Source organism: uncultured Maribacter sp. (assembly GCF_947500985.1).
Classification (GTDB): domain Bacteria; phylum Bacteroidota; class Bacteroidia; order Flavobacteriales; family Flavobacteriaceae; genus Maribacter.
Window position 1 is genome coordinate 262,661 of the sequence record NZ_CANMTX010000002.1, and the last position, 20,429, is coordinate 283,089.

21 protein-coding genes and 1 pseudogene are annotated in these 20,429 nt (G+C 34.9%); 12 read left to right on the forward strand and 10 right to left on the reverse strand.

Going from position 1 to position 20,429, the window contains the following annotated elements:
- The first annotated feature begins 3 nt into the window (after window positions 1–3).
- Both Q0871_RS04690 and Q0871_RS04695 read left to right on the forward strand, forming a co-directional pair.
- Window positions 4–849, forward strand: a complete 846-nt coding sequence (locus Q0871_RS04690) for an aldo/keto reductase (RefSeq protein ID WP_299318573.1) — start codon at window positions 4–6, stop codon at window positions 847–849.
- A 151-nt stretch (window positions 850–1,000) separates the two neighbouring features.
- Window positions 1,001–1,312: a hypothetical protein gene (locus tag Q0871_RS04695; RefSeq protein ID WP_299318577.1), complete on the forward strand. Its 312-nt coding sequence runs from the start codon at window positions 1,001–1,003 to the stop codon at window positions 1,310–1,312.
- 17 nt (window positions 1,313–1,329) lie between these two features.
- On the opposite strand, the gene Q0871_RS04700 is transcribed toward Q0871_RS04695, so the two are convergent.
- From Q0871_RS04700 to Q0871_RS04715, 5 genes and pseudogenes are all read right to left on the reverse strand, one after another.
- Window positions 1,330–2,253 (reverse strand): hypothetical protein, encoded by a 924-nt coding sequence (locus Q0871_RS04700; RefSeq protein WP_299318582.1) that lies wholly within the window; start codon window positions 2,251–2,253, stop codon window positions 1,330–1,332.
- Window positions 2,254–2,362: 109 nt separating this feature from the next.
- Window positions 2,363–2,953, reverse strand: a complete 591-nt coding sequence (locus Q0871_RS04705; protein ID WP_367275129.1) for a prolipoprotein diacylglyceryl transferase — start codon at window positions 2,951–2,953, stop codon at window positions 2,363–2,365.
- A 19-nt stretch (window positions 2,954–2,972) separates the two neighbouring features.
- Window positions 2,973–3,185: pseudogene (locus tag Q0871_RS18725) on the reverse strand (prolipoprotein diacylglyceryl transferase family protein); the annotation flags it as partial.
- A 166-nt stretch (window positions 3,186–3,351) separates the two neighbouring features.
- Complete coding sequence (locus Q0871_RS04710; RefSeq protein WP_299318587.1) at window positions 3,352–3,864, reverse strand: acyl-CoA thioesterase; 513 nt, start codon at window positions 3,862–3,864, stop codon at window positions 3,352–3,354.
- 60 nt (window positions 3,865–3,924) lie between these two features.
- Window positions 3,925–4,896 (reverse strand): SPOR domain-containing protein, encoded by a 972-nt coding sequence (locus Q0871_RS04715; RefSeq protein WP_299318591.1) that lies wholly within the window; start codon window positions 4,894–4,896, stop codon window positions 3,925–3,927.
- A 92-nt stretch (window positions 4,897–4,988) separates the two neighbouring features.
- Between Q0871_RS04715 and dprA the strand changes: the two genes are divergently transcribed.
- Window positions 4,989–6,107 carry a DNA-processing protein DprA gene (gene dprA / locus Q0871_RS04720; RefSeq protein ID WP_299318596.1) on the forward strand — a complete coding sequence of 373 codons (1,119 nt, stop codon included), beginning with the start codon at window positions 4,989–4,991 and terminating at the stop codon, window positions 6,105–6,107.
- A gap of 182 nt (window positions 6,108–6,289) precedes the next feature.
- Here dprA and trpS read toward each other — a convergent pair whose 3' ends face one another.
- Complete coding sequence (gene trpS, locus Q0871_RS04725) at window positions 6,290–7,258, reverse strand: tryptophan--tRNA ligase (RefSeq protein WP_299318599.1); 969 nt, start codon at window positions 7,256–7,258, stop codon at window positions 6,290–6,292.
- Window positions 7,259–7,328: 70 nt separating this feature from the next.
- Here trpS and Q0871_RS04730 point away from each other — a divergent pair, with 70 nt between their 5' ends.
- A complete protein-coding gene (locus tag Q0871_RS04730; protein ID WP_299318602.1) occupies window positions 7,329–8,069 on the forward strand; it encodes a 1-acyl-sn-glycerol-3-phosphate acyltransferase in 741 nt (246 codons plus the stop codon).
- A gap of 29 nt (window positions 8,070–8,098) precedes the next feature.
- On the opposite strand, the gene Q0871_RS04735 is transcribed toward Q0871_RS04730, so the two are convergent.
- From Q0871_RS04735 to recA, 4 genes are all read right to left on the reverse strand, one after another.
- On the reverse strand, window positions 8,099–9,619 hold the full coding sequence (locus tag Q0871_RS04735) for an outer membrane beta-barrel protein (RefSeq protein ID WP_299318606.1): 1,521 nt from the start codon (window positions 9,617–9,619) through the stop codon (window positions 8,099–8,101).
- A 31-nt stretch (window positions 9,620–9,650) separates the two neighbouring features.
- Complete coding sequence (locus tag Q0871_RS04740) at window positions 9,651–10,217, reverse strand: RNA polymerase sigma factor (protein ID WP_133685886.1); 567 nt, start codon at window positions 10,215–10,217, stop codon at window positions 9,651–9,653.
- 15 nt (window positions 10,218–10,232) lie between these two features.
- Window positions 10,233–10,658, reverse strand: a complete 426-nt coding sequence (locus tag Q0871_RS04745) for a hypothetical protein (RefSeq protein WP_299318613.1) — start codon at window positions 10,656–10,658, stop codon at window positions 10,233–10,235.
- 79 nt (window positions 10,659–10,737) lie between these two features.
- Window positions 10,738–11,745, reverse strand: a complete 1,008-nt coding sequence (gene recA / locus Q0871_RS04750) for a recombinase RecA (protein ID WP_299318616.1) — start codon at window positions 11,743–11,745, stop codon at window positions 10,738–10,740.
- Between the two features lie 373 nt (window positions 11,746–12,118).
- On the opposite strand from recA, the gene Q0871_RS04755 reads away from it, so the two are divergent.
- The 8 genes from Q0871_RS04755 (at window position 12,119) to Q0871_RS04790 (ending at window position 20,413) form a co-directional block, all read left to right on the forward strand.
- On the forward strand, window positions 12,119–13,150 hold the full coding sequence (locus tag Q0871_RS04755) for a rhodanese-related sulfurtransferase (RefSeq protein ID WP_299318619.1): 1,032 nt from the start codon (window positions 12,119–12,121) through the stop codon (window positions 13,148–13,150).
- Between the two features lie 242 nt (window positions 13,151–13,392).
- Window positions 13,393–14,586 carry a regulatory iron-sulfur-containing complex subunit RicT gene (locus Q0871_RS04760; protein WP_299318622.1) on the forward strand — a complete coding sequence of 398 codons (1,194 nt, stop codon included), beginning with the start codon at window positions 13,393–13,395 and terminating at the stop codon, window positions 14,584–14,586.
- On the forward strand, window positions 14,579–15,064 hold the full coding sequence (locus Q0871_RS04765; RefSeq protein WP_299318626.1) for a gliding motility lipoprotein GldH: 486 nt from the start codon (window positions 14,579–14,581) through the stop codon (window positions 15,062–15,064). Before Q0871_RS04760 ends, Q0871_RS04765 begins: the two co-directional genes overlap by 8 nt.
- A gap of 3 nt (window positions 15,065–15,067) precedes the next feature.
- On the forward strand, window positions 15,068–17,410 hold the full coding sequence (locus Q0871_RS04770; RefSeq protein WP_299318630.1) for a transglycosylase domain-containing protein: 2,343 nt from the start codon (window positions 15,068–15,070) through the stop codon (window positions 17,408–17,410).
- A gap of 104 nt (window positions 17,411–17,514) precedes the next feature.
- A complete protein-coding gene (locus Q0871_RS04775; protein WP_299318632.1) occupies window positions 17,515–18,213 on the forward strand; it encodes a CoA transferase subunit A in 699 nt (232 codons plus the stop codon).
- Between the two features lie 4 nt (window positions 18,214–18,217).
- Window positions 18,218–18,871 carry a CoA transferase subunit B gene (locus Q0871_RS04780; protein ID WP_299318636.1) on the forward strand — a complete coding sequence of 218 codons (654 nt, stop codon included), beginning with the start codon at window positions 18,218–18,220 and terminating at the stop codon, window positions 18,869–18,871.
- Between the two features lie 506 nt (window positions 18,872–19,377).
- Window positions 19,378–19,743 (forward strand): hypothetical protein, encoded by a 366-nt coding sequence (locus tag Q0871_RS04785; RefSeq protein WP_299318640.1) that lies wholly within the window; start codon window positions 19,378–19,380, stop codon window positions 19,741–19,743.
- A 145-nt stretch (window positions 19,744–19,888) separates the two neighbouring features.
- Window positions 19,889–20,413 carry an N-acetyltransferase gene (locus Q0871_RS04790; protein WP_299318645.1) on the forward strand — a complete coding sequence of 175 codons (525 nt, stop codon included), beginning with the start codon at window positions 19,889–19,891 and terminating at the stop codon, window positions 20,411–20,413.
- Window positions 20,414–20,429 lie beyond the last annotated feature (16 nt).

Sequence of the window (20,429 nt, forward strand, 5' to 3'; positions counted from 1 at the left end):
ATCATGAGTCAACAACACACTATATCAGATATTAAAGGAAGCTTTGAATTACGTAACGGGGTAAAGATGCCGTACTTAGGTTTGGGAACCTATCAATCAGATAATGACCAAGAAGTTGTAGATGCGGTAAAGAGTGCGCTTCAATTAGGGTATCGACATATTGATACTGCGGCAGCCTATAAAAATGAAGAAGGTGTAGGGCAAGGTATACGCGAAAGCGGAATAGATAGAAGTGAAATATTTTTGGTGACCAAAGTTTGGAATGCTGACCAAGGATATGATGAAACACTAAAAGCTTTTGATGCGAGTTTAAAACGTTTGGGTGTCGACTACCTAGATTTATACCTTATTCATTGGCCAGTTGCAGATAAGTACAAAGATACTTGGAGAGCTTTAGAGCATCTGTATGCTCAAAAGAAAATTAGGGCTATAGGAGTTAGTAATTTTCTAAAACATCACTTAGAAGATCTGATGAGCGAATGTACCGTGGTACCTATGGTCAACCAAATGGAGTTTCATCCGTACTTGGTGCAGCAAGAACTAATCGATTTTTGTACTTCGAACGGAATTCAATACGAGTCTTGGTCTCCTTTTATGCAGGGTAAGGTTTTTGAGTTGGATATTTGTGCAGATTTAGCCAGTAAGTATAATAAGAGTGTTGCACAGATTATTTTACGCTACAACCTTCAAAAAGGTGTTGTTGCTATCCCAAAGTCTGTTCATGCAAAACGTATTGCATCTAATGCTGATATTTTTGATTTTGAGCTGTCTGATGCTGATATTACTTTTCTAGATGGCTTGGAAACAGGAGAACGTTCAGGTCCTGATCCCGATAACTTCAATTTTTAGCAGCTAATTTTATCAATACTATTTTTCTGTTATTTAAATAATATGATTTCTTTAATTCTAAGTTATCATATTGATTTTCATGTTATTATGTGAGTGTTGGTTGATTAATTTTTCCGAATTTTACTGTATTAATTAGTAAAAAGGAACTATTATGAGCAACACAATCACTTTAAATTCAGAGTCTACTCAAAATAAATTAGAGAAGAATGCTAAATCACCAAGTTTTAATTTAAACTGGTCTCTAAAGCCAATTGTGGTATTTGTTGCTTTCTTAGCTATATGCTTGACTTTAGCCTACGGTGGACTAATTGCATATTCCATCTCCTTTTTCATAATAGGAAGCATTGGTCTGGCTGCACTTTATATTTGGAATAATGTAAACAAAATTGAAATGGACCTTTCTTTTGAAGTTGATTTAGAACAGTCTGAATTAGAAAAAGATTTGTACAGAGAGGTGGTTTAGTAATGTATAGTGAGAATCTATTCCATTATCCAGTTGATGATTTCTTTTTTGTCAATTATAGACCAACTATGCGGATGTCTTTCTCCGTTAGCTCGATATCCCATATTCTCTGTTGAGATATATTCTACTCGTTTAAACCCTAATTTTCTTAGGTCTTCAGAAAGGCTTTTTATGTAGTAACTGTTCAATTGGTCATAATCAGCCATTCTATTCTTTTTCCACCAAAGTGTGTCTGGTTCTGTATAAAGTCGAATTTTGGTATTTTTCAAGCCTTTTAGGTTATCGATGTTACTTGTTTCAGACGTATAGGAAGCAAGTCTCTGATATTTTAAGTATTCATCTTCTAGATTTCCTAATTGATTTTCAAAATTTTTAATTATCCAGGTGCTTTCTGTAATGGATACCTTAGAAAAATTTCGTTTTAGATTCTTTTTGGAACTCTTATAAAGTGCAACCAAGTCAATAGGTGAGTCTATAATAAAAACTCCTTTGGGCACTAGTTTAAAGTGATTATTTTGACTTAGAAATGAACCAATCAATAAAGAAACATTTCCGCCACTTGAATATCCGCCGATATAAACATCATTTGAAGGCAATTTGTTTTCTTTTAATATGCTTTGTAGTTGCTCTGCCAGAGCAATCTTTTCATTTTCTTCAAGCCACAATTTTTGATTGTAGTTCATGTAAATAACTGCGATCTTATTTTCTTTTGCGTACGTCAGAATTGTAAACTCTCTTTTTGTGTCTCCTGCGTTATGAGGGAATCCAGGAAAAAGAACTAAAACCTTTTTTGCATTCTCTGTAGGTTTAATTAGCTCGTAGTCTTTATTGGTTATTTCTTGATATTCGGTTTTTATTAGCGTTTCCTGTTTCTTTTTATTTGTGTTTTTACAGGAAAGTAAAGTGAAAAGGACTAAAATGAATCCTATGTATTTTTTCATGGATTATAATATTTTCAACGTTTGGCGTAGTTTAGCTCAAAAAAACTATAAACTATAAGTGTAACTTTTTTATAAAATTGTTCACTTTACTCGTTTAATCAAAATATTATTAAGAATAAATATTTTTTGATTTTTTACTGAAGAAAATAATAGCTATTCCTAAAATAATAAGTGGAATACTCAGAATTTGACCCATATTTAAAGATAGAGAATCTTCAAATTCAACTTGATTCTCTTTGACAAATTCAATGATAAATCGAGCAAAAAACATTAAAATAAAAAGCGCACCAACCATAAGCCCATTTTGTCTTTTTATTTTATTGGATTTATAGATGAACAAAAGCGTGACAAAAATCAGCAAGTATGCTGCTGCTTCATATAGTTGCGTGGGATGTCTTGGAATGAGGTCGTCTCTTTCGAAAATTACGCCCCAGTTTCCATTTGTAGGCTTACCGTATACTTCTGAGTTCATAAAGTTTCCGATTCGAATACAAGCAGCAGTAACAGAGGTGCCAAGGGCTACTCTGTCCATTATCCAAAAAACATTTGTTTTACTTTTTCTGGCATATAAGAGTATTGCTGTTACGATTCCTATTAATCCACCATGGCTTGCAAGTCCTTGAAATCCGGTAAATTCGAATGACTCTCCAACTTGGCAATAAAATTTCAAGTGGATTTTGAAAGTAGTATTGTGGCTCATAGAAAAAGCAATGCCCAAGACGCGCTCCCAAAAATGCTCCTACAATTATATACATTGTCAGTTGTTCTAAATTTTCAAGAGGGATATTCTCTTTTCGATAAATCTGCTTGACAATTAAAAAACAAAGAGCGCAGCCTAGAGCCCAAGAGAGACTATAGTACCTAATAGGGAAAGTGTTGAATAACGTAAAGATTTCGGGGTCAAGATTCCAGTTTATAATCCCGTCTTTCATTATAATTTTGTTTTTATTAGTTTGTACGAGAAATTGGACTTTGCATAATTCAACTTAAAGTGAAAATATAAATTGAGTGAATACACTAATTTAAAACTTTCTTTGTCAATTACAACAAACAAAAACTGTACTAACTTACGAAATTATAAAAATAAAACAGAGCCATTTACTTCGTAAACAATGCTTTAAGTTCGGTAGCGTCATCAGGCTTCATTTTACCTGCCAATACAAGACTTAACTGTTTTCTACGTAATGCACCTTCAAAACGACTAATTTCTAATGCAGTCTCAGGCGTTAGTTCAGGAACTTCAGTTGGTGTACCTGTTTCATCAACGGCAACAAAGGTATAGATAGCTTCATTTGCCTTAGTGCTCTTGCCGCTGTAGCGGTCTTCTATCCAAACATCTATATAGACTTCCATAGAGGTGTTATAGGCTCTAGAAACAGCTGCTTCGACAGTAACTACACTACCTAGCGGAATTGCTAAGTTGAAAGCCACGTGGTTTACAGATGCGGTTACGGTAATTCTGCGGCTATGTCTACCGGCAGCAATACTAGCTGCGCGGTCCATACGGGCCAATAGTTCGCCCCCAAATAAATTTTGAAGTGCGTTGGTCTCACTTGGGAGAACCAAATCGGTCATTGTAGTACGAGATGCAGCAGGAGTCTTTGCTTCCATTAATTAGAAATTTTGCGCAAAGATACGGGCATCAAGGGTACTAATAAAATGTGTGTAGGTTTATTTTTCGGTTAATAACCAAGCATCTTTAGACTGCGTACGTTTAATTTCACGCAATGCTTTTAAAGCATCGTTTGCATTGGTGTAACTATCAAATGTTACCATGTGAAGTCCGTAAGCATTCGTGCCATAATAGCCGGCATTAAATCCGTTTGCTTTAAGCTGTTCAATTTTTCTATCGGCATTACCTCTAACCCTAAAAGCACCGGCAACAATAAAGTGTGTTGCCTCATCTTTGTTGATGACTGGTTTTGCTGTTGAAGTTGTAGTAGCTTCAACGGTAACCGTTGGTAATTCTAATGGCGATAAGTCAAAGAAGGTCGCTTCTTGTATTTGTTTGTTTACAAATTCTTCAGCATCTTGTCTTGCAACTTGCTCGTTTGTATTTTTTTGTTGGTATGCACGATAACCGGTTATGCCTGTAGAAAATGCTAACATTAGAATAGCAGCATATTTTAAATAAGGTCTAAAACCTTTAGTTTCTCTACGTTCAGGACTAATAACGAACGGTATTTTTTCTTCTATTTCTACAATCTCTTCTTTTAGAACTTCTCTAGTTACTGGTATAGAGTTAAAATTAGAAAGACCGAATGAAGAGGTTAAATAGTTTGTTTCATTAGCAGGCTGAAACAATATTTTATCTTCCTGGTTTCTTGCTAAAGAACCTATATTCTTAAGGTTTAAAGAAGTTTCTTGAATCAAAACTTCTTGCCATATTTTCACTTGTTTTTCAATTTCAACCAATGCTGTTTCATAAGAAACCTTCTCTGCACTTGATACATAAGAAACCAAAAGCCCATCATTAGAGATGAGTTGTCTATTGAAAACAATAGATTTATTTGGTGCACTAAACGTATTGGTAACCACGTTTATTTTGGCAGAATTTTTTTGGGTAAGGAATGCTCCAAATCCAGGAACAACAACACAGTTGTACCTATAAAGTAAATCGCTTATATAGTGTTCTAAAACCATCGGATCACAAATATGAAGAAAATAATGAGGTATAAAAACACCTTCGGTAACTTTTTATTAACATATTTTTTTCGCTTATTTGTGAACAAGAAATGAAAACTACACAACATACTGCTGATGAACTTGTTGCAATACTTCGGTTACAACATGTTCCAAATATCGGAGATATCCTCTCGAAGAAATTAATTTCACATTGTGGGAATCCATCCGCAATTTTCGAAGATAAAAAGCAAAATCTTTTAAAAATTGATGGTATCGGTACCCATACAATCAGACATTTATTTGACTTAGAGCATTTAGAAGCTGCAGAGGCAGAATATAACTATGTACTCAAAAACGATATCAGTTGTACCTACTTTCTAGATGAAGATTATCCTAAATATTTAAAACATTGTATAGACGGGCCTATTCTTTTATTTCAGAAAGGAAATATTGATTTGCAGGATCGTAAATTGATTAGTGTTGTTGGCACTCGTAATATTACGAGCTACGGTACTGCTTTTTGTGAACAGTTTATTGAAGAAATAGCTCCGTTGAACCCAGTTATAATTAGTGGTTTTGCGTACGGAGTAGATATTTGCATTCAGCGTGAAGCTATAAAACATGGTTTGCAAACCGTAGGATGCTTAGCACACGGATTAAACCAAATTTACCCAAAAGTGCATGCTAAGTATCAAGCTGATGTTTTAAAGAATGGCGGCTTCTACACCGAATTCTGGAGTACTAGTAATCCGGAACGCGAAAATTTTTTGAAACGAAACCGAATTATTGCTGGTGTAAGTGAAGCTACGGTTGTTGTTGAATCTGCTGAAAAAGGCGGGAGTTTAGTAACCGCTGATATTGCGAATAGTTATAACAGAGATGTTTTTGCTGTACCTGGTAGAACTACGGATAAGTACAGTCTGGGCTGTAATAACTTGATCAAGCAACAAAAGGCTCATGTAATGACATCGGCGGCAGATTTAATTTATTTGTTAGATTGGGATATAGCAGAAAAACAAAATAAGACCATTCAAAGACAGCTTTTTATTGAATTAGATGAGGTTGAACAAAGTATTTACACCTATTTACAGAATAACGGGAAGCAGATTTTGGACAGTATCGCCTTAGATTGTAAACTGCCTATTTATAGAACGTCTTCTACCTTGTTGACTATGGAAATGAAAGGTGTAATACGACCTTTGCCAGGTAAATTGTTTGAGGCTATTTAAAAATTTTACAAACCATTTGGTTTGTAATTTCAATATTCAAAGTACAAAATGATATAAATAATCGCTTTATCGGTAAAATGCCTTTTCATATCGGAAAATTTGCCACGAACTCAGTATAAATTAAAACAAAAAACCGACCACCTGGTCGGTTTTTGATATTTGTGGTATTTAAAGGCTAGAAATTAATAACCCAGCTTTTCACGAACTCTTCCTAGTACTCCGTCAGCTACTTTTCTTGCTTTTTCTGCACCTAGAGCCAAAGCATCATCTATCTCGTTTAGGTTATTCATGTAGTATTCAAACTTCTCACGAGGCTCTTCAAACTTATTTACAATTACTTCATAAAGCGCTTGTTTGGCATGACCATACCCATAATTCCCGGCTAGGTAGTTGGCGCTCATTTCTTCAATTTGAGGCTGGCTAGCTAGAATTTTATATAAAGCGAATACATTATCATTAGTAGGATCTTTTGATTCTTCCATTGGAGTGCTATCCGTTTGTATTCCCATAATCTGCTTACGTAATTTTTTATCCGTCTGAAAAAGACTGATTAAATTACCCTTGCTCTTACTCATTTTTGCACCATCTGTACCTGGTATGTACATGGTTTCTTCTTGAACCTTTCCTTCTGGTAAAATAAAAGTTTCACCTAACTGTGCATGAAAACGAGAAGCAACATCGCGTGTCATTTCTATATGTTGCATTTGATCTTTGCCTACAGGTACAATGTTGGCATCATACAATAGAATATCTGCAGCCATTAACATCGGGTAGCTGAAGAGTCCGGCATTTACATCCTCTAACCTATCAGCTTTATCTTTAAAAGAATGCGCAAGCGTTAAACGTTGGTACGGAAAAAAACAGCTTAAATACCAAGCTAGTTCTGCCGTTTGCGGTACATCGCTTTGTCTATAAAAAACGGTATTTTCAATATCCAATCCAAAGGCAAGCCAAGTTGCAGCAACAGCATAGGTATTATGACGTAATTCTGCGCCATTTTTAATCTGTGTTAATGAATGCATGTCTGCAATAAAAAGAAAAGATTCGTTAGCCGGATTATTTGCCATTTCTATTGCTGGCTTAATCGCTCCTAAAATATTTCCTAAATGCGGAGTCCCTGTACTTTGTATGCCTGTTAAAATTCTTGCCATTTTCTTTATTATAAGAAAGCAAAGGTAAAACAAATACAAAAAAACTATCCTAAATAACTACTTTTGATTTATGCTTAAATTGGTTAAACAAACCGGTCAAACGATATACCGTATTTGGTTTTATATTCTAGTGGCCATTCCTATTCTACTCTTTTTCCCATTTCTTGTCCTTTTTGCCTCAAGGGAGGCTTGGTATCCTCAGTTTTTCTGGATGGCAAGAAACCTATGGGCAAGATTTATACTGTATGGTATGTTTTGCTTTCCTAGAGTGAAATATGACCAACGATTGGTTAAAAAGAAGAGTTATATGTTGGTGGCGAACCATACAAGTATGTTAGATATTATGCTGATGCTTGTGGTTAGTAGAAACCCTTTTGTATTTGTTGGCAAGAAAGAATTGGTTAAAATTCCTTTATTTGGATTTTTCTATAAACGTGTATGTATAATGGTAGATAGAGACAATACACAAAGTAGAACTGGTGTATATAGACGGGCGCAAAGAAGACTGCAGCAGGGTTTGAGTATCTGTATTTTTCCTGAAGGTGGTGTGCCCGAAGAACATATATTATTAGATAAATTTAAAGATGGTGCTTTTAAAATGGCTATTGCTCATAAAATACCAGTAGTACCCATGACTTTTTATGATAATAAAAAACGATTCTCTTTTACATTTTTAAGTGGAGGACCAGGTAAGTGCAGGGCTAGAGTACATTCATTTGTTGAAACACATTCAATACGACCAGAAGATACGGCAGAGCTAAGAACAAGCGTTAGGGAAACGATACTTAATGATTTGGTTAAGAATAGTTAGACCTGCATATTTATTGTAACTAGTTTGGTTTAGAACTTAAAGGTTAGTCCACTGTAAACCCCAACAGAATAAGGTCTAAAAGTACCGTTTACATCAGAAAAGGTATTCAGTTGGTATTTAAAAATAGGCTCAAAGTTAAACCGCACCTTTTGTGAAAAATTGTAATTAAGACCTAGCCCCATGTTGGCGCTAAAATTTAGGTCGTTAATATTATTAGCCTCTCCTATTTCAGTGGTCAGTTCACCAGAAGTCAAGGATACTGCATTGTCAATTAAAAATAAAGAACTAACACCACCAATAAGGTTAACGCCGAATTTTTTATCTATAAGCGCGTAATTTAATTCAACAGGTAATTCAAGATAACCGAACTGTTGCGACATGTAGCCATCTCTTGATGGACTTTTTGCAGTAACATCTAACGCTGAGCTCATGGTGCTAAATTTGTCTGATGTAACTATTTTACTCGAAATCGTTAATGTGTTAGAGGTCTCTGCATAGTCAATAGTACTTAATTGACCAGTGTTAGAAGCAAGAATTGAGGAGGATGAAAAAGATACGTCTTCCGTATCATACCCGTAATCAACTTTATTGATTCCCGAACGTATCGTCAACTTTTTGGTAACTGCGTATGCTACAGAGACTCCGTAACTCATGTTTACGTTTCCTGATTTTGCATTAGGACTAAAAATGGAATTTACAGGAGAGCCTTCGCCAATGGCATTAAAATATACGGGAGCAACATTTGGTCCTGCAGACCATCTATTACTAGCTAGTTTTTTCTTTTTCAGCTCTTCTTGGTCTTCTATTTCCTCAAAAATTGATTTCTTGTTCGATTCAAGTTCTTCGGGAACTTCTTCAATAGTACTATTTTCAGCGATTGTTCTCTCTAATTCTTTAGGGCTAAAGTCTAAATGGGACTTAGAATCCTTGTTTGTGGTTATTATTGATTCTTCTGTGCTCAACGTTTTATTTGATACGTTTTCTGAATTATAAGTATCAACTGCTTTTAAAGGGATATGTTCAGCAAGTAAAGCCTCGTTAGTAGAATTACTTTTCTCTGAAACATTTTTATTGTTTTCAGCTATAGGATTATTCTCAGGTTCAATATTCTTGTTGTAACTATTTTTAGTCTTTGGCGCTACAATCTTATTAGATTCTTCCTGATTGTTCAGTGCGTTATTTTTAGCACTGTTCGCTTCGCTGTCACTAACTATATTTTGTTCAACTACAGCATTAGCAGTAGTGTCTATAGAGTCAATAAAAATCCCAGTTTTGGTAGTTGGTTCAATATCATTAATTACTTCTGATTCATTTTCAGTGTCCACCAGAATTTTATTGTTAGTGTGTTCTTGTGTAAACGGATTAAATACAAATAAACCAATCATTATAGCGGCAGCAATACCTCCAAACGACCACCAAAATGGTATGACCCTTCTCTTTTTCCTTTTGTCCAATGACGCATCAATCGCACGCCAAACTTTATTGTTTGGTGTTTGCTTGAAGTCCGAAAGTTTATCTCGGAAAAATTCGTCTATATTCTTCTTCTGCATCTAGTACTGTTTCTGTCTATAATCACGAGGATTATAAAAAGTGTGTTGATATTATAATTAAGATACTTACAATTGATTGCGTGATCTTAGTTTCTATTTTTTCTTTTAATAATGCGCGTGCCCTAGCAAGATTAGATTTTGAGGTACCAATGGTAGTGCCTAACAATTCACTAATTTCTTTATGCGTGTAGCCGTCCATTACATATAAATTGAATGTAGCGCGGTATTTATTAGGTAATTCTTGAATGTAGCTTAACAACGTTTGCAAGCTGATGTCATCATAAACGTTATCTACGGTAACTTCTTCTTCTGTATTATCTGTTACTACATTAAGATATTCTTGCTTTCTGTATTTTTGTAGCGCAGTATTTACGGTAATTCTTTTCATCCAACCTTCAAAAGAACCTTTGTTTTTAAACTGACCTATTTTATCATAAATGGTCATAAAACTATCATGTAGGGTGTCTTCTGCCTGCGATTTAGATTTGGAATATTTTAGGCATATGCCATAGAGAGTTGTGGCATAGGCTCTATATAGTAGCTCCTGTGCTTTACGATCTCCTTTTTTGCAATTATGTATGAGTTCTTCTAGACTCACAAATGGTTGGTTGTTTTAAGGGTTGTTTACTGGAACGACAATTTCCATATATTCTGCCTCTCCGTCACTATTATCGCCTTTGTAAAATTTAAATGTATAGGGCTCGGTATATATTACCTGGAAGTTGAAGGACGCCGTTTCTTGAATTAATTCTTCCATACAATCATCAATATCAGTTCTTACTGCGCCAATGGCAACAACACTTCTTATGGTCAGGGAATCTTTAACAACGTCAAAACCTTCATAGTATGTACAACTATCGGGTTTTAAATAATTTACAGAAATCTTATAAGTCTCATTAAGAATAAAAGATTCTGGCACTTCTGCATCGACAATCTCCAATGCTGTAAAATGGAAATTGGCGTCATCATCATCAATAGAACAACCATTGCATATAAATGCTATGACCAAGGTCAACAGCATCAACTTATTTCTCATCATATAACTGTTTTGTTTTAAGATGAGAATGAAGTGCAATGGTTGCGTTAACTCATTTATGTTTAATTAAATAAAACTAAATTTAAGCATTTAAAGCAGCAATGGCTTCTCTAATTTTGCCATCTAATTCTTCAAATAATTCAGGGTTATCTAAAAGTAGGTTTTTAACCGCATCACGACCTTGACCTAATTTTGTATCACCATAGCTAAACCATGACCCACTCTTTTTTATTATTTCATATTCAACACCTAAGTCGATAACCTCACCAACTTTAGAAATACCTTCGCCATACATAATATCAAATTCAGTGGTACGGAAAGGTGGTGCTACTTTATTCTTAACAACCTTAACTCTGGTCTTGTTACCTTGAACATTACCATCTGTATCTTTTATTTGTGTAGATCTTCTAATGTCTAAACGAACGGATGCATAAAATTTAAGTGCGTTACCACCAGTAGTAGTTTCTGGGTTACCGAACATTACACCAATTTTTTCACGTAATTGGTTAATGAATATAACGGTACAGTTTGTTTTGCTAATAGAACCAGTTAATTTTCTAAGTGCCTGAGACATTAAACGTGCGTGAAGACCCATTTTAGAATCTCCCATTTCGCCTTCAATTTCACTTTTAGGTGTCAATGCCGCAACTGAATCTATTACTACAATATCGATTGCTCCAGAACGTATTAAGTTATCTGCAATCTCTAAGCCTTGCTCACCATTATCTGGTTGAGAGATGATTAAGTTGTCTATATCTACACCTAGTTTTTGAGCGTAAAAACGGTCAAAAGCATGCTCTGCATCAATAAATGCTGCAATACCACCATTTTTCTGCGCTTCTGCTATAGCATGTAAAGTCAAGGTTGTTTTACCTGAAGATTCTGGTCCGTAAATTTCAATTACACGACCCCTTGGGTAACCCCCTACGCCTAAGGCAATATCTAAACCTAATGAGCCAGAAGGTATCACTTCAACATCTGCAACAACACTATCTCCCAATTTCATTACAGCGCCCTTACCATAGGTCTTATCCATTTTGTCAAGGGTCAACTTTAATGCTTTTAATTTTGCTTCTTTTTCAGAACTCATTTTCTATTTTTTTGGAAAGCTAAATTACCAAATCTTTTTTGATTTGAATAATATTGAATCGATTACGCAACCATTTTAAGCAATTACTATCTTTTATAAAATAGAAGTTACTTCATTGGTTATAAATCGCTGTTTTTAGTGTCGGCGATTATAGGTGGCTATATCCTTTTTTTATTCTTTTAAGAATGTTATGAAAAAGAAAAGAATGGAATAGTCGATAAAGAGCCTTGTTAGAAGCAAGGCTCTTTTTTATGTTATAAAGTGGTAAAGGGTATTAAAATAGGTGCAATTTTCAATATTATAGTTATTTTTGTCCTTCAAAATTTTTCTATAAACCTTCTGCCAAATGGCAGACTTAAATTATTAGTATAGCATGCAACTGTACAATACGTTAAGTGCAATAGAAAGAGCGGCTTTAATTGAAGAAGCGGGTAAGGAACGCCTTACTATCTCTTTTTATACCTATGCACACATTGGTAACACCAACATTTTTAGAAACCACCTTTTTATCAACTGGAATGATATGGACGTTCTTGGGCGAATTTATGTTGCTCACGAGGGTATAAACGCCCAACTTTCCGTTCCGGCTGAAAACTTCAATGTTTTTAAAGAGCATTTAGATAGCATTTCTTTTCTAGAAAATGTGCGACTCAATATTGCCATTGAGCAAGACAACCTTTCCTTTTTAAAGTTAAAAGTGAAAGTGCGTAAGAAAATTGTAGCAGACGGATTGGAGGATAATTCTTTTGATGTCACCAATAAAGGTATTCATGTGGGTGCAGAACAATTCAATGAACTTATTGAGGATCCAGATACAGTTTTGGTAGATATGCGAAACCATTATGAAAGTGAAATAGGGCACTTTAAAAATGCCGTTACACCAGATGTTGATACTTTTAGAGATTCATTAGATATTATTGAACGCGATTTAGCAGATCATAAAAAGGATAAGAAACTGGTAATGTACTGTACTGGCGGAATTCGTTGTGAAAAAGCGAGTGCCTATTACAAACACAAAGGTTTTGAGCAAGTATTTCAATTAGAAGGTGGAATCATTGAATACACCCGACAAGTAGAGAAAAACAATCTTGAAAATAAATTCAAGGGTAAGAATTTTGTTTTTGATCACAGAAGGGGAGAGCGTATAAGCGATGACGTTATTGCCAATTGTCATCAATGTGGCGAGTCTTGCGATGAGCATGTTAATTGTGCTAATGAAGCTTGCCATTTATTATTTATACAATGCCCGTCTTGTGCTGAAAAAATGAATAATTGCTGTTCAGATACTTGTAAAGAAGTTCATGAATTGCCTTTTGAAGAACAAAAAGCATTGAGAAAAGGTAAGGTTGTAAGTAATAAGATATTTAAAAAAGGCCGGTCAGAAGTGCTGAAGTTTAAAAAGTAGTTTTATGTTTTCATAAGGTTTAGGTCATTAAACAATACGATACACTATAAAAAGGCAGCGTTTTTCGCTGTCTTTTTGTGTTTTAAAAAAAGGCTTGAGTTATTGGTAAAGTCACTATTTAAAACCGACTCCGCTAATTTCACTTTTATTTCACATTAAAAAAACTGTATCTTTACCTATAAGTTTTTTATGAACCTTTTTTGGTGAATTTTATAAAATTCGACCAAACCAATATATATAATATGAGTTGTAGTAGTTGTTCTACCGGTAAGGATGGACAACCAAAGGGATGCAAGAATAACGGTACTTGCGGTACAGATGGTTGCAATAAACTGACAGTCTTTGACTGGCTTTCAAATATGTCGCTCCCTAATGGGGAACGACCATTCGATTTTGTTGAAGTAAGATTTAAAAATAGTAGAAAAGAATTTTTTAGAAATACAGAGAATCTCTCACTTTCCATAGGCGATATAGTTGCCACACAAGCACAATCTGGTCATGACATTGGTATGGTTACCTTAACTGGTGAACTAGTACGTGTGCAAATGAAGCGAAAGAAGGTATCTTTTACTGAAGAAGAAGCTCCAAAGGTTTACAGAAAAGCTAGTCAGAAAGACATAGATATTTGGCAAAAATGTAGAGATAGAGAAGAAGAAATTAAAAAAAGAGCGCGTGAAATCGCTATTATCTTAAAACTTCAAATGAAGATTTCTGATGTAGAGTTTCAAGGCGATGGCTCTAAAGCTACTTTTTACTATACAGCCGATGAACGTGTAGATTTTCGTCAGTTGATAAAAGACATGGCAAAGGCATTCGGTATTCGTATCGAGATGCGTCAAATTGGGTATCGTCAAGAAGCACAAAGGCTTGGTGGTATTGGTTCTTGTGGTAGAGAGTTATGTTGCTCAACATGGTTAACAGATTTTAGGTCTGTAAGTACTTCTGCAGCACGTTACCAACAACTATCATTGAATCCGCAAAAGCTTGCAGGTCAATGTGGTAAATTGAAGTGTTGTTTAAATTATGAGCTAGACGTCTATGTAGACGCACTTAAAGATTTTCCTGCTCAAGACACAAAATTGTTTACAGAAAAAGGACTCGCTTTTTGCCAGAAAACTGATATTTTTAAAGAAATGCTTTGGTTTTCATATAGAGATGATCCTGCTAATTGGCATGTGCTTTCTAAAGATCAGGTAAACGAAATCTTAGAGAAGAATAAAAAGAAAGAGAAAGTAGCTAGTTTGGAGATGTATGCAATGGAAATTGCCGTTGAAGAAAAAGTAGTTTTCGAAAATGTAGTAGGGCAAGACAGTCTTACACGTTTTGATAGACCAAAAGGTGACGGAAACAATAATAAAAATAGGAATAAGAACAAAAATCGCAACCGAAATAAGAACAAGAACAGAAATCGTAATAGAAATCAAAAGGATGCGTAGTATATTTTTTTGTTTTTTAGCATTAGGGTTCTTTGCTTCTTGTGACAGCAATATTATTAAAACCGAGTACCGAACCTTAGAAGATGGAGTTTGGAACAAAGATAATGTTCTTGAATTTTCACTTTCTAAAATGGATACTATTGCGGCGCATGATATTTTTATCAATGTTCGCAATGACAATACTTTCCCATATAGCAATTTATTTATTATTGCATCTTTGACTACACCTGAAGGCGAAGTAACCAAAGACACTTTAGAATATGCGATGTCGTTACCAGATGGCACATGGCTTGGTAAGGGTAGTGGTAGCATCAAAGAAAATAAATTATGGTATAAAGAAAACATCGTTTTTTCATCTTCTGGCGTATATACTATAGAGGTATCACAGGCGATGCGTAAAAATGGTAATGTTTCTGGTATAATTGGGCTAGAAGGTATTACCGATGTAGGTATAGAAGTAACAAAAAGCACCCCGTAAACAATGGCAAAAGAGGTAAAGAAAAAAACAACGAATAGTTTTTCGAAATTCATATTATGGTTTTGGATCTTGTTTGGGTCAGGTATTGCTATTGTAGCATTAATTTTCCTTTCCGCTTCTTGGGGACTTTTCGGTGAATTGCCTCCTTATGAGTATTTAGAAAATCCGCAGACCAATTTAGCCTCACAAATCATCTCTTCTGATGGTAATTTGTTAGGTAAATTCTATTTAGATGATAACCGTACCGATGTAAACTTTGAAGAGCTGCCAGAAAATTTGGTAAATACTCTTATGGCGAGTGAGGATATACGTTTTATGGACCACTCTGGTATTGATTCTCGCGGTACATTGAGAGCATTTTTCTATCTAGGAAAAAGGGGTGGAGCAAGTACTATAACTCAACAATTGGCTCGTCAACTTTTTGTTGGAAGGGCAGCAAGAGGGTGGAAGCGATATACACAAAAAATTAAAGAATGGGTTTTAGCTATTAGGTTAGAGCGCAGTTATACCAAAGAAGAAATCATTAGTATGTATTTGAATATTTATGATTTTGGTAATAATGCAGATGGTATACGTTCTGCAGCTCGTATCTATTTTGGTAAAGAACCGAAAGATCTTAAAATTGAAGAATCTGCCATGTTGGTTGGTATGTTGCAAAACTCATCTCTTTTTAATCCATTAAGACGAGAGGAAATTACTTTTAAGAAAAGAAACATTGTTCTCGGACAGTTAGCAAGGTACGAGTACATCACAGAGGTAGAAAAAGACTCGCTACAGGCTATGAAAATGGATATTAATTATAATCCAGAAACGCATAGCGTAGGTTTGGCTACTTACTTTAGAATGTATTTGCAACGTTTCATGAAAGATTGGATAAATAAGAATCCAAAACCAGCAATCGGTGATGAGCCAGATAAGTACAATCTGTATTTAGACGGACTCAAAATCTACACGACCATTGATTCTAAAATGCAGGCTAATGCAGAAGAGGCAGTCAATGAACACATGACAAAATTACAAGCTGAATTCTTTCATCAGAATACACCAGATAGAAATAAAACAGCTCCTTTCTTAGATATTACTCCAGAGGAAACTAAAGGTATTATGGAACGTGCCATGAAGAATTCTGATCGATGGAAAATTATGAAAAGTGCCGGTAAATCTGAGAAAGAGATTCGCGAGTCTTTTGATAAGAAAACAGAAATGACTGTTTTTGATTGGAAAAGTCCGACTAAAGAAAAAGATACCATACTTACACCAAGAGATTCCATTCGTTATTATAAAACTTTTTTAAGAACGGCAATGATGTCTATGGAGCCACAAACAGGTCATGTTAAAGCATGGGTAGGCGGTATCAATTACAAACATTTTCAATATGACAATGTTATACAAGGTGCAAGACAGGCAGGTTCTACTTTTAAACCTTTTGTGTATGCAGCTGCAATAGATCAATTACGACTATCACCTTGTGAAACTCGCCCAGATACACAATACTGTATAGAAGCTGGTAAACATGGTAATGCTGAGCCATGGTGCCCAAGAAATTCTAATCTTAAGTATTCAGGTAATAGCTATACTTTAAAAAAGGCTTTGGCAAATTCTGTGAATACGGTTACAGCTCAATTAATAGATGAGGTAGGTCCAAAATCTGTTGTCAGTATGGTACGGAACTTAGGGCTTTCAGGAGATATTTTAGAAGTGCCTGCAATTGCTTTAGGTACTGTAGATGTGAATGTATATGAAATGGTTGGCGCATATGGTGCTTTTGCCAATCAAGGGGTATATGTAAAGCCAGTTATGGTAACCCGTATAGAAAATAAAGATGGTACTGTTTTATATGAATATGTTCCTGAAACTAAAGATGTATTGAGTAAAGATGTTTCTTATGCTATTTTAGATCTAATGAAAGGTGTTACTCAAGGTGGTTCAGGTACACGATTGCGTACTACCGGCTATAATAAGTGGAGACCAGAGTATGATGAAATTATTACTGGGTATCCTTATAAATTGACAAACCCTATCGCAGGTAAAACGGGTACAACGCAAAATAATAGTGATGGTTGGTTTATGGGTATGGTTCCTAATCTAGTTACCGGTGTTTGGGTAGGTGGTGAAGAAAGAGCTGTTCACTTTAAAAGTATTACATACGGTCAAGGGGCCTCTATGGCACTACCTATTTGGGGCTTGTATATGACTAAGAATTATGCTGATGAAGAGCTAGGTATATCTAAAGAAGATTTTGAGAGGCCAAGCAATATGTCTATCGAAATAAATTGCGATAAGTTTACGGCTGATATTAAAGAGGATAATGATATTGAAGATGATTTAGAAGATTTAGACTTCTAAGTATATTCTATGGTATTCATGAAAAGGTCTTGGTGCAAACCAAGGCCTTTTTTATTTAATCCATTTTAAATCGGTATTTTAGTGATTAGATAATTTAATAAAAAATGATACGTAAAACAGTAGCAAACGTAACCGATGCATTAGCAGGAGTAAAAGATGGAATGACCTTTATGTTAGGGGGATTTGGACTTTGTGGGATACCTGAAAATGCGATAAGTGAATTAGTTAAATTAGGTGTAAAAAACATCACTTGTATTTCTAATAACGCAGGAGTTGATGATTTTGGCTTGGGATTATTGTTGCAGCAACATCAAATTAAAAAAATGATTTCTTCTTATGTTGGCGAGAATGATGAATTTGAGCGTCAGATGTTAAGTGGAGAGTTAGATGTTGAACTAACACCACAAGGTACACTGGCTGAAAAATGTAGAGCTGCACAAGCTGGTTTTCCTGCTTTTTTTACTCCGGCTGGTTATGGTACAGAAGTAGCTGAAGGTAAAGAGGTACGCGAATTCAATGGTAAAATGTACATATTAGAAGAAGCTTTTAAGGCAGATTTTGCATTTGTTAAAGCTTGGAAAGGTGACGCTGCCGGTAACTTAATATTTAAAGGAACTGCACGAAATTTTAATCCGTGTATGTGCGGGGCTGCGACAATTACTGTGGCTGAGGTTGAAGAATTAGTGCCTGAAGGAGAATTGGACCCCAACCAAATCCATATTCCAGGGATATTCGTGCAACGCATTTTCAAAGGAAAAGATTACGAGAAAAGAATAGAACAAAGAACGGTACGTCAAAAATAAGCGCATGTTAGATAAAAACGGAATTGCAAAGAGAATTGCACAAGAAGTGGAAGACGGTTATTATGTAAATTTAGGCATAGGTATTCCTACCCTAGTTGCTAATTATGTTCGGGAAGATATTAGTGTAGAATTTCAAAGTGAAAACGGAATACTTGGAATGGGTCCTTTCCCTTTTAAAGGGGAAGAAGATGCAGATTTAATAAATGCCGGTAAGCAAACTATTACCGCGCTACCTGGAGCATCTTATTTTGATTCTGCAACGAGTTTTGCTATGATTAGAGGTAAACATGTTGACCTTACCATTCTTGGCGCTATGGAGGTTGCAGAGAACGGTGATATAGCCAACTGGAAAATTCCAGGTAAAATGGTTAAGGGTATGGGAGGTGCTATGGACCTTGTAGCATCTGCAGAGAATATCATCGTTGCTATGATGCATACCAATAGAGCAGGTGAGTCTAAACTATTAAAGAAGTGTAGTCTTCCTTTAACAGGGGTAGGTTGTGTAAAAAAGATTGTAACTAATTTGGCAGTACTCGAGGTGGTAGAGGATGGCTTTTTGCTATTAGAAAGAGCGCCAGGTGTATCTGTAGATGATATTAAAGCTGCGACTGAGGGTAACTTAATAATAAGAGGAGAAGTTGTAGAGATGAATGTTTAGTAGGGTTGGGTAAATCATCCATGAAATAGGCTTTTCATATTTTTCACAACAGGTTATCTTCAGTACACAACAATTATTGTCAAAATTCTGAAGAACAGATGTATCTTTAGACCTCAATGAAACCCATAACCTGATAATTGCTTAACCATCATGAATTCTCAAATTAATCACACTGCAAACGAACACAAAATTCAAGTATATAGAAATGACTTCTTTAGTGGATTTCTAAGACTTACTAAAAAGTTATTTATGTTATAAATTACTTTTATAAAATTAAAAAAGAGCGACTTATTAAGTCGCTCTTTTTTTTGGCTTTTTTTAGGGGATGAGAATTTTAATAACCTATAATTAAACTTTTAATTTTAAGGTTGATGAACTAACTTGTCTAGGTTCACAACAATTTTAAGAAGTTTTACCACAAATACTTTATTGTAAGAAAAAGACTACATATATTTGAAGTGTAATAAAAAGTGAATCCCAAATCGCTTTGAAAAACTTAACCTAAAATGAAGTATGTACTTAGTTGCCTAATCTTGTTGGTACTTGTTGCCTCTTGTTCAAAAATTGAAGAAAATAACGATCCTATAATTGGTATATGGAATCACACCGTGAAAACGGCTACCAATACAAATAAGATGGTTGTTGATAATGAAGAATGGATTTTCAATGATGTTTATTTAGGTCGCTTTCACGGTTATAAAGATGGTCAAGTTGTTTATTTGACAGATTTTAATTGGAGTGTTAATGGTGATGTATATATTGTTAGCTACCCAGGTACGGATTTCCCCGATGATTATGTTAAAATGCAAGAGACAGATGAAGGAACAATACTTATGAGAACAGAAGGTAAATTATTTGCCGAAAAACAATAAAAGTTCGCAAATGAAAAATGCCTACGAGCTATTGCATGTTATAAACATGCATAATTAGAGACAGAAAAGTTACCAAATCAACCATTTTATAAAATTTCCCCCGGTTAGGAGCAAAGTAATTTGCTCCTTTTTTTATTTTAGGGGTATGGTACTTACTTACACTTTATGTTCTTTTAAAGAACTAGATCAATTAAGGTCAATTTCAGAACAAACTTTTGTTACTGCCTTTGCTAAAGACAACGACCCTAAAGATTTTGAAATCTACATTAAAAAAGCTTTTGCATTGGAAACTATTAAAGAAGAACTTCTTAACCCTAACAGTGATTTTTACTTCGTATACACTAACAATGAAGTTGTTGGGTACTTTAAGTTAAATGTAAAGGAAGCACAGTCAGAACTTAAACAAGATGATAGTATTGAATTGGAACGTATATATGTATTACAGAAACATCAAGGTTTAGGTTTAGGCGAGCAATTTCTTCATTACATTAAAACTATTGCTAAAGAACGAAATAAGAAAATGTTATGGTTAGGTGTATGGCAAGAGAATAAACGCGCCATAAAATTTTATGAACGCCACGGATTTCAAAAATTCGATATCCATCCCTATTTTATTGGTTCAGATGAGCAAACAGATTGGTTAATGCGTTTCAATTTAAGTACCTTGTAGTTTCAAACTAACTTTC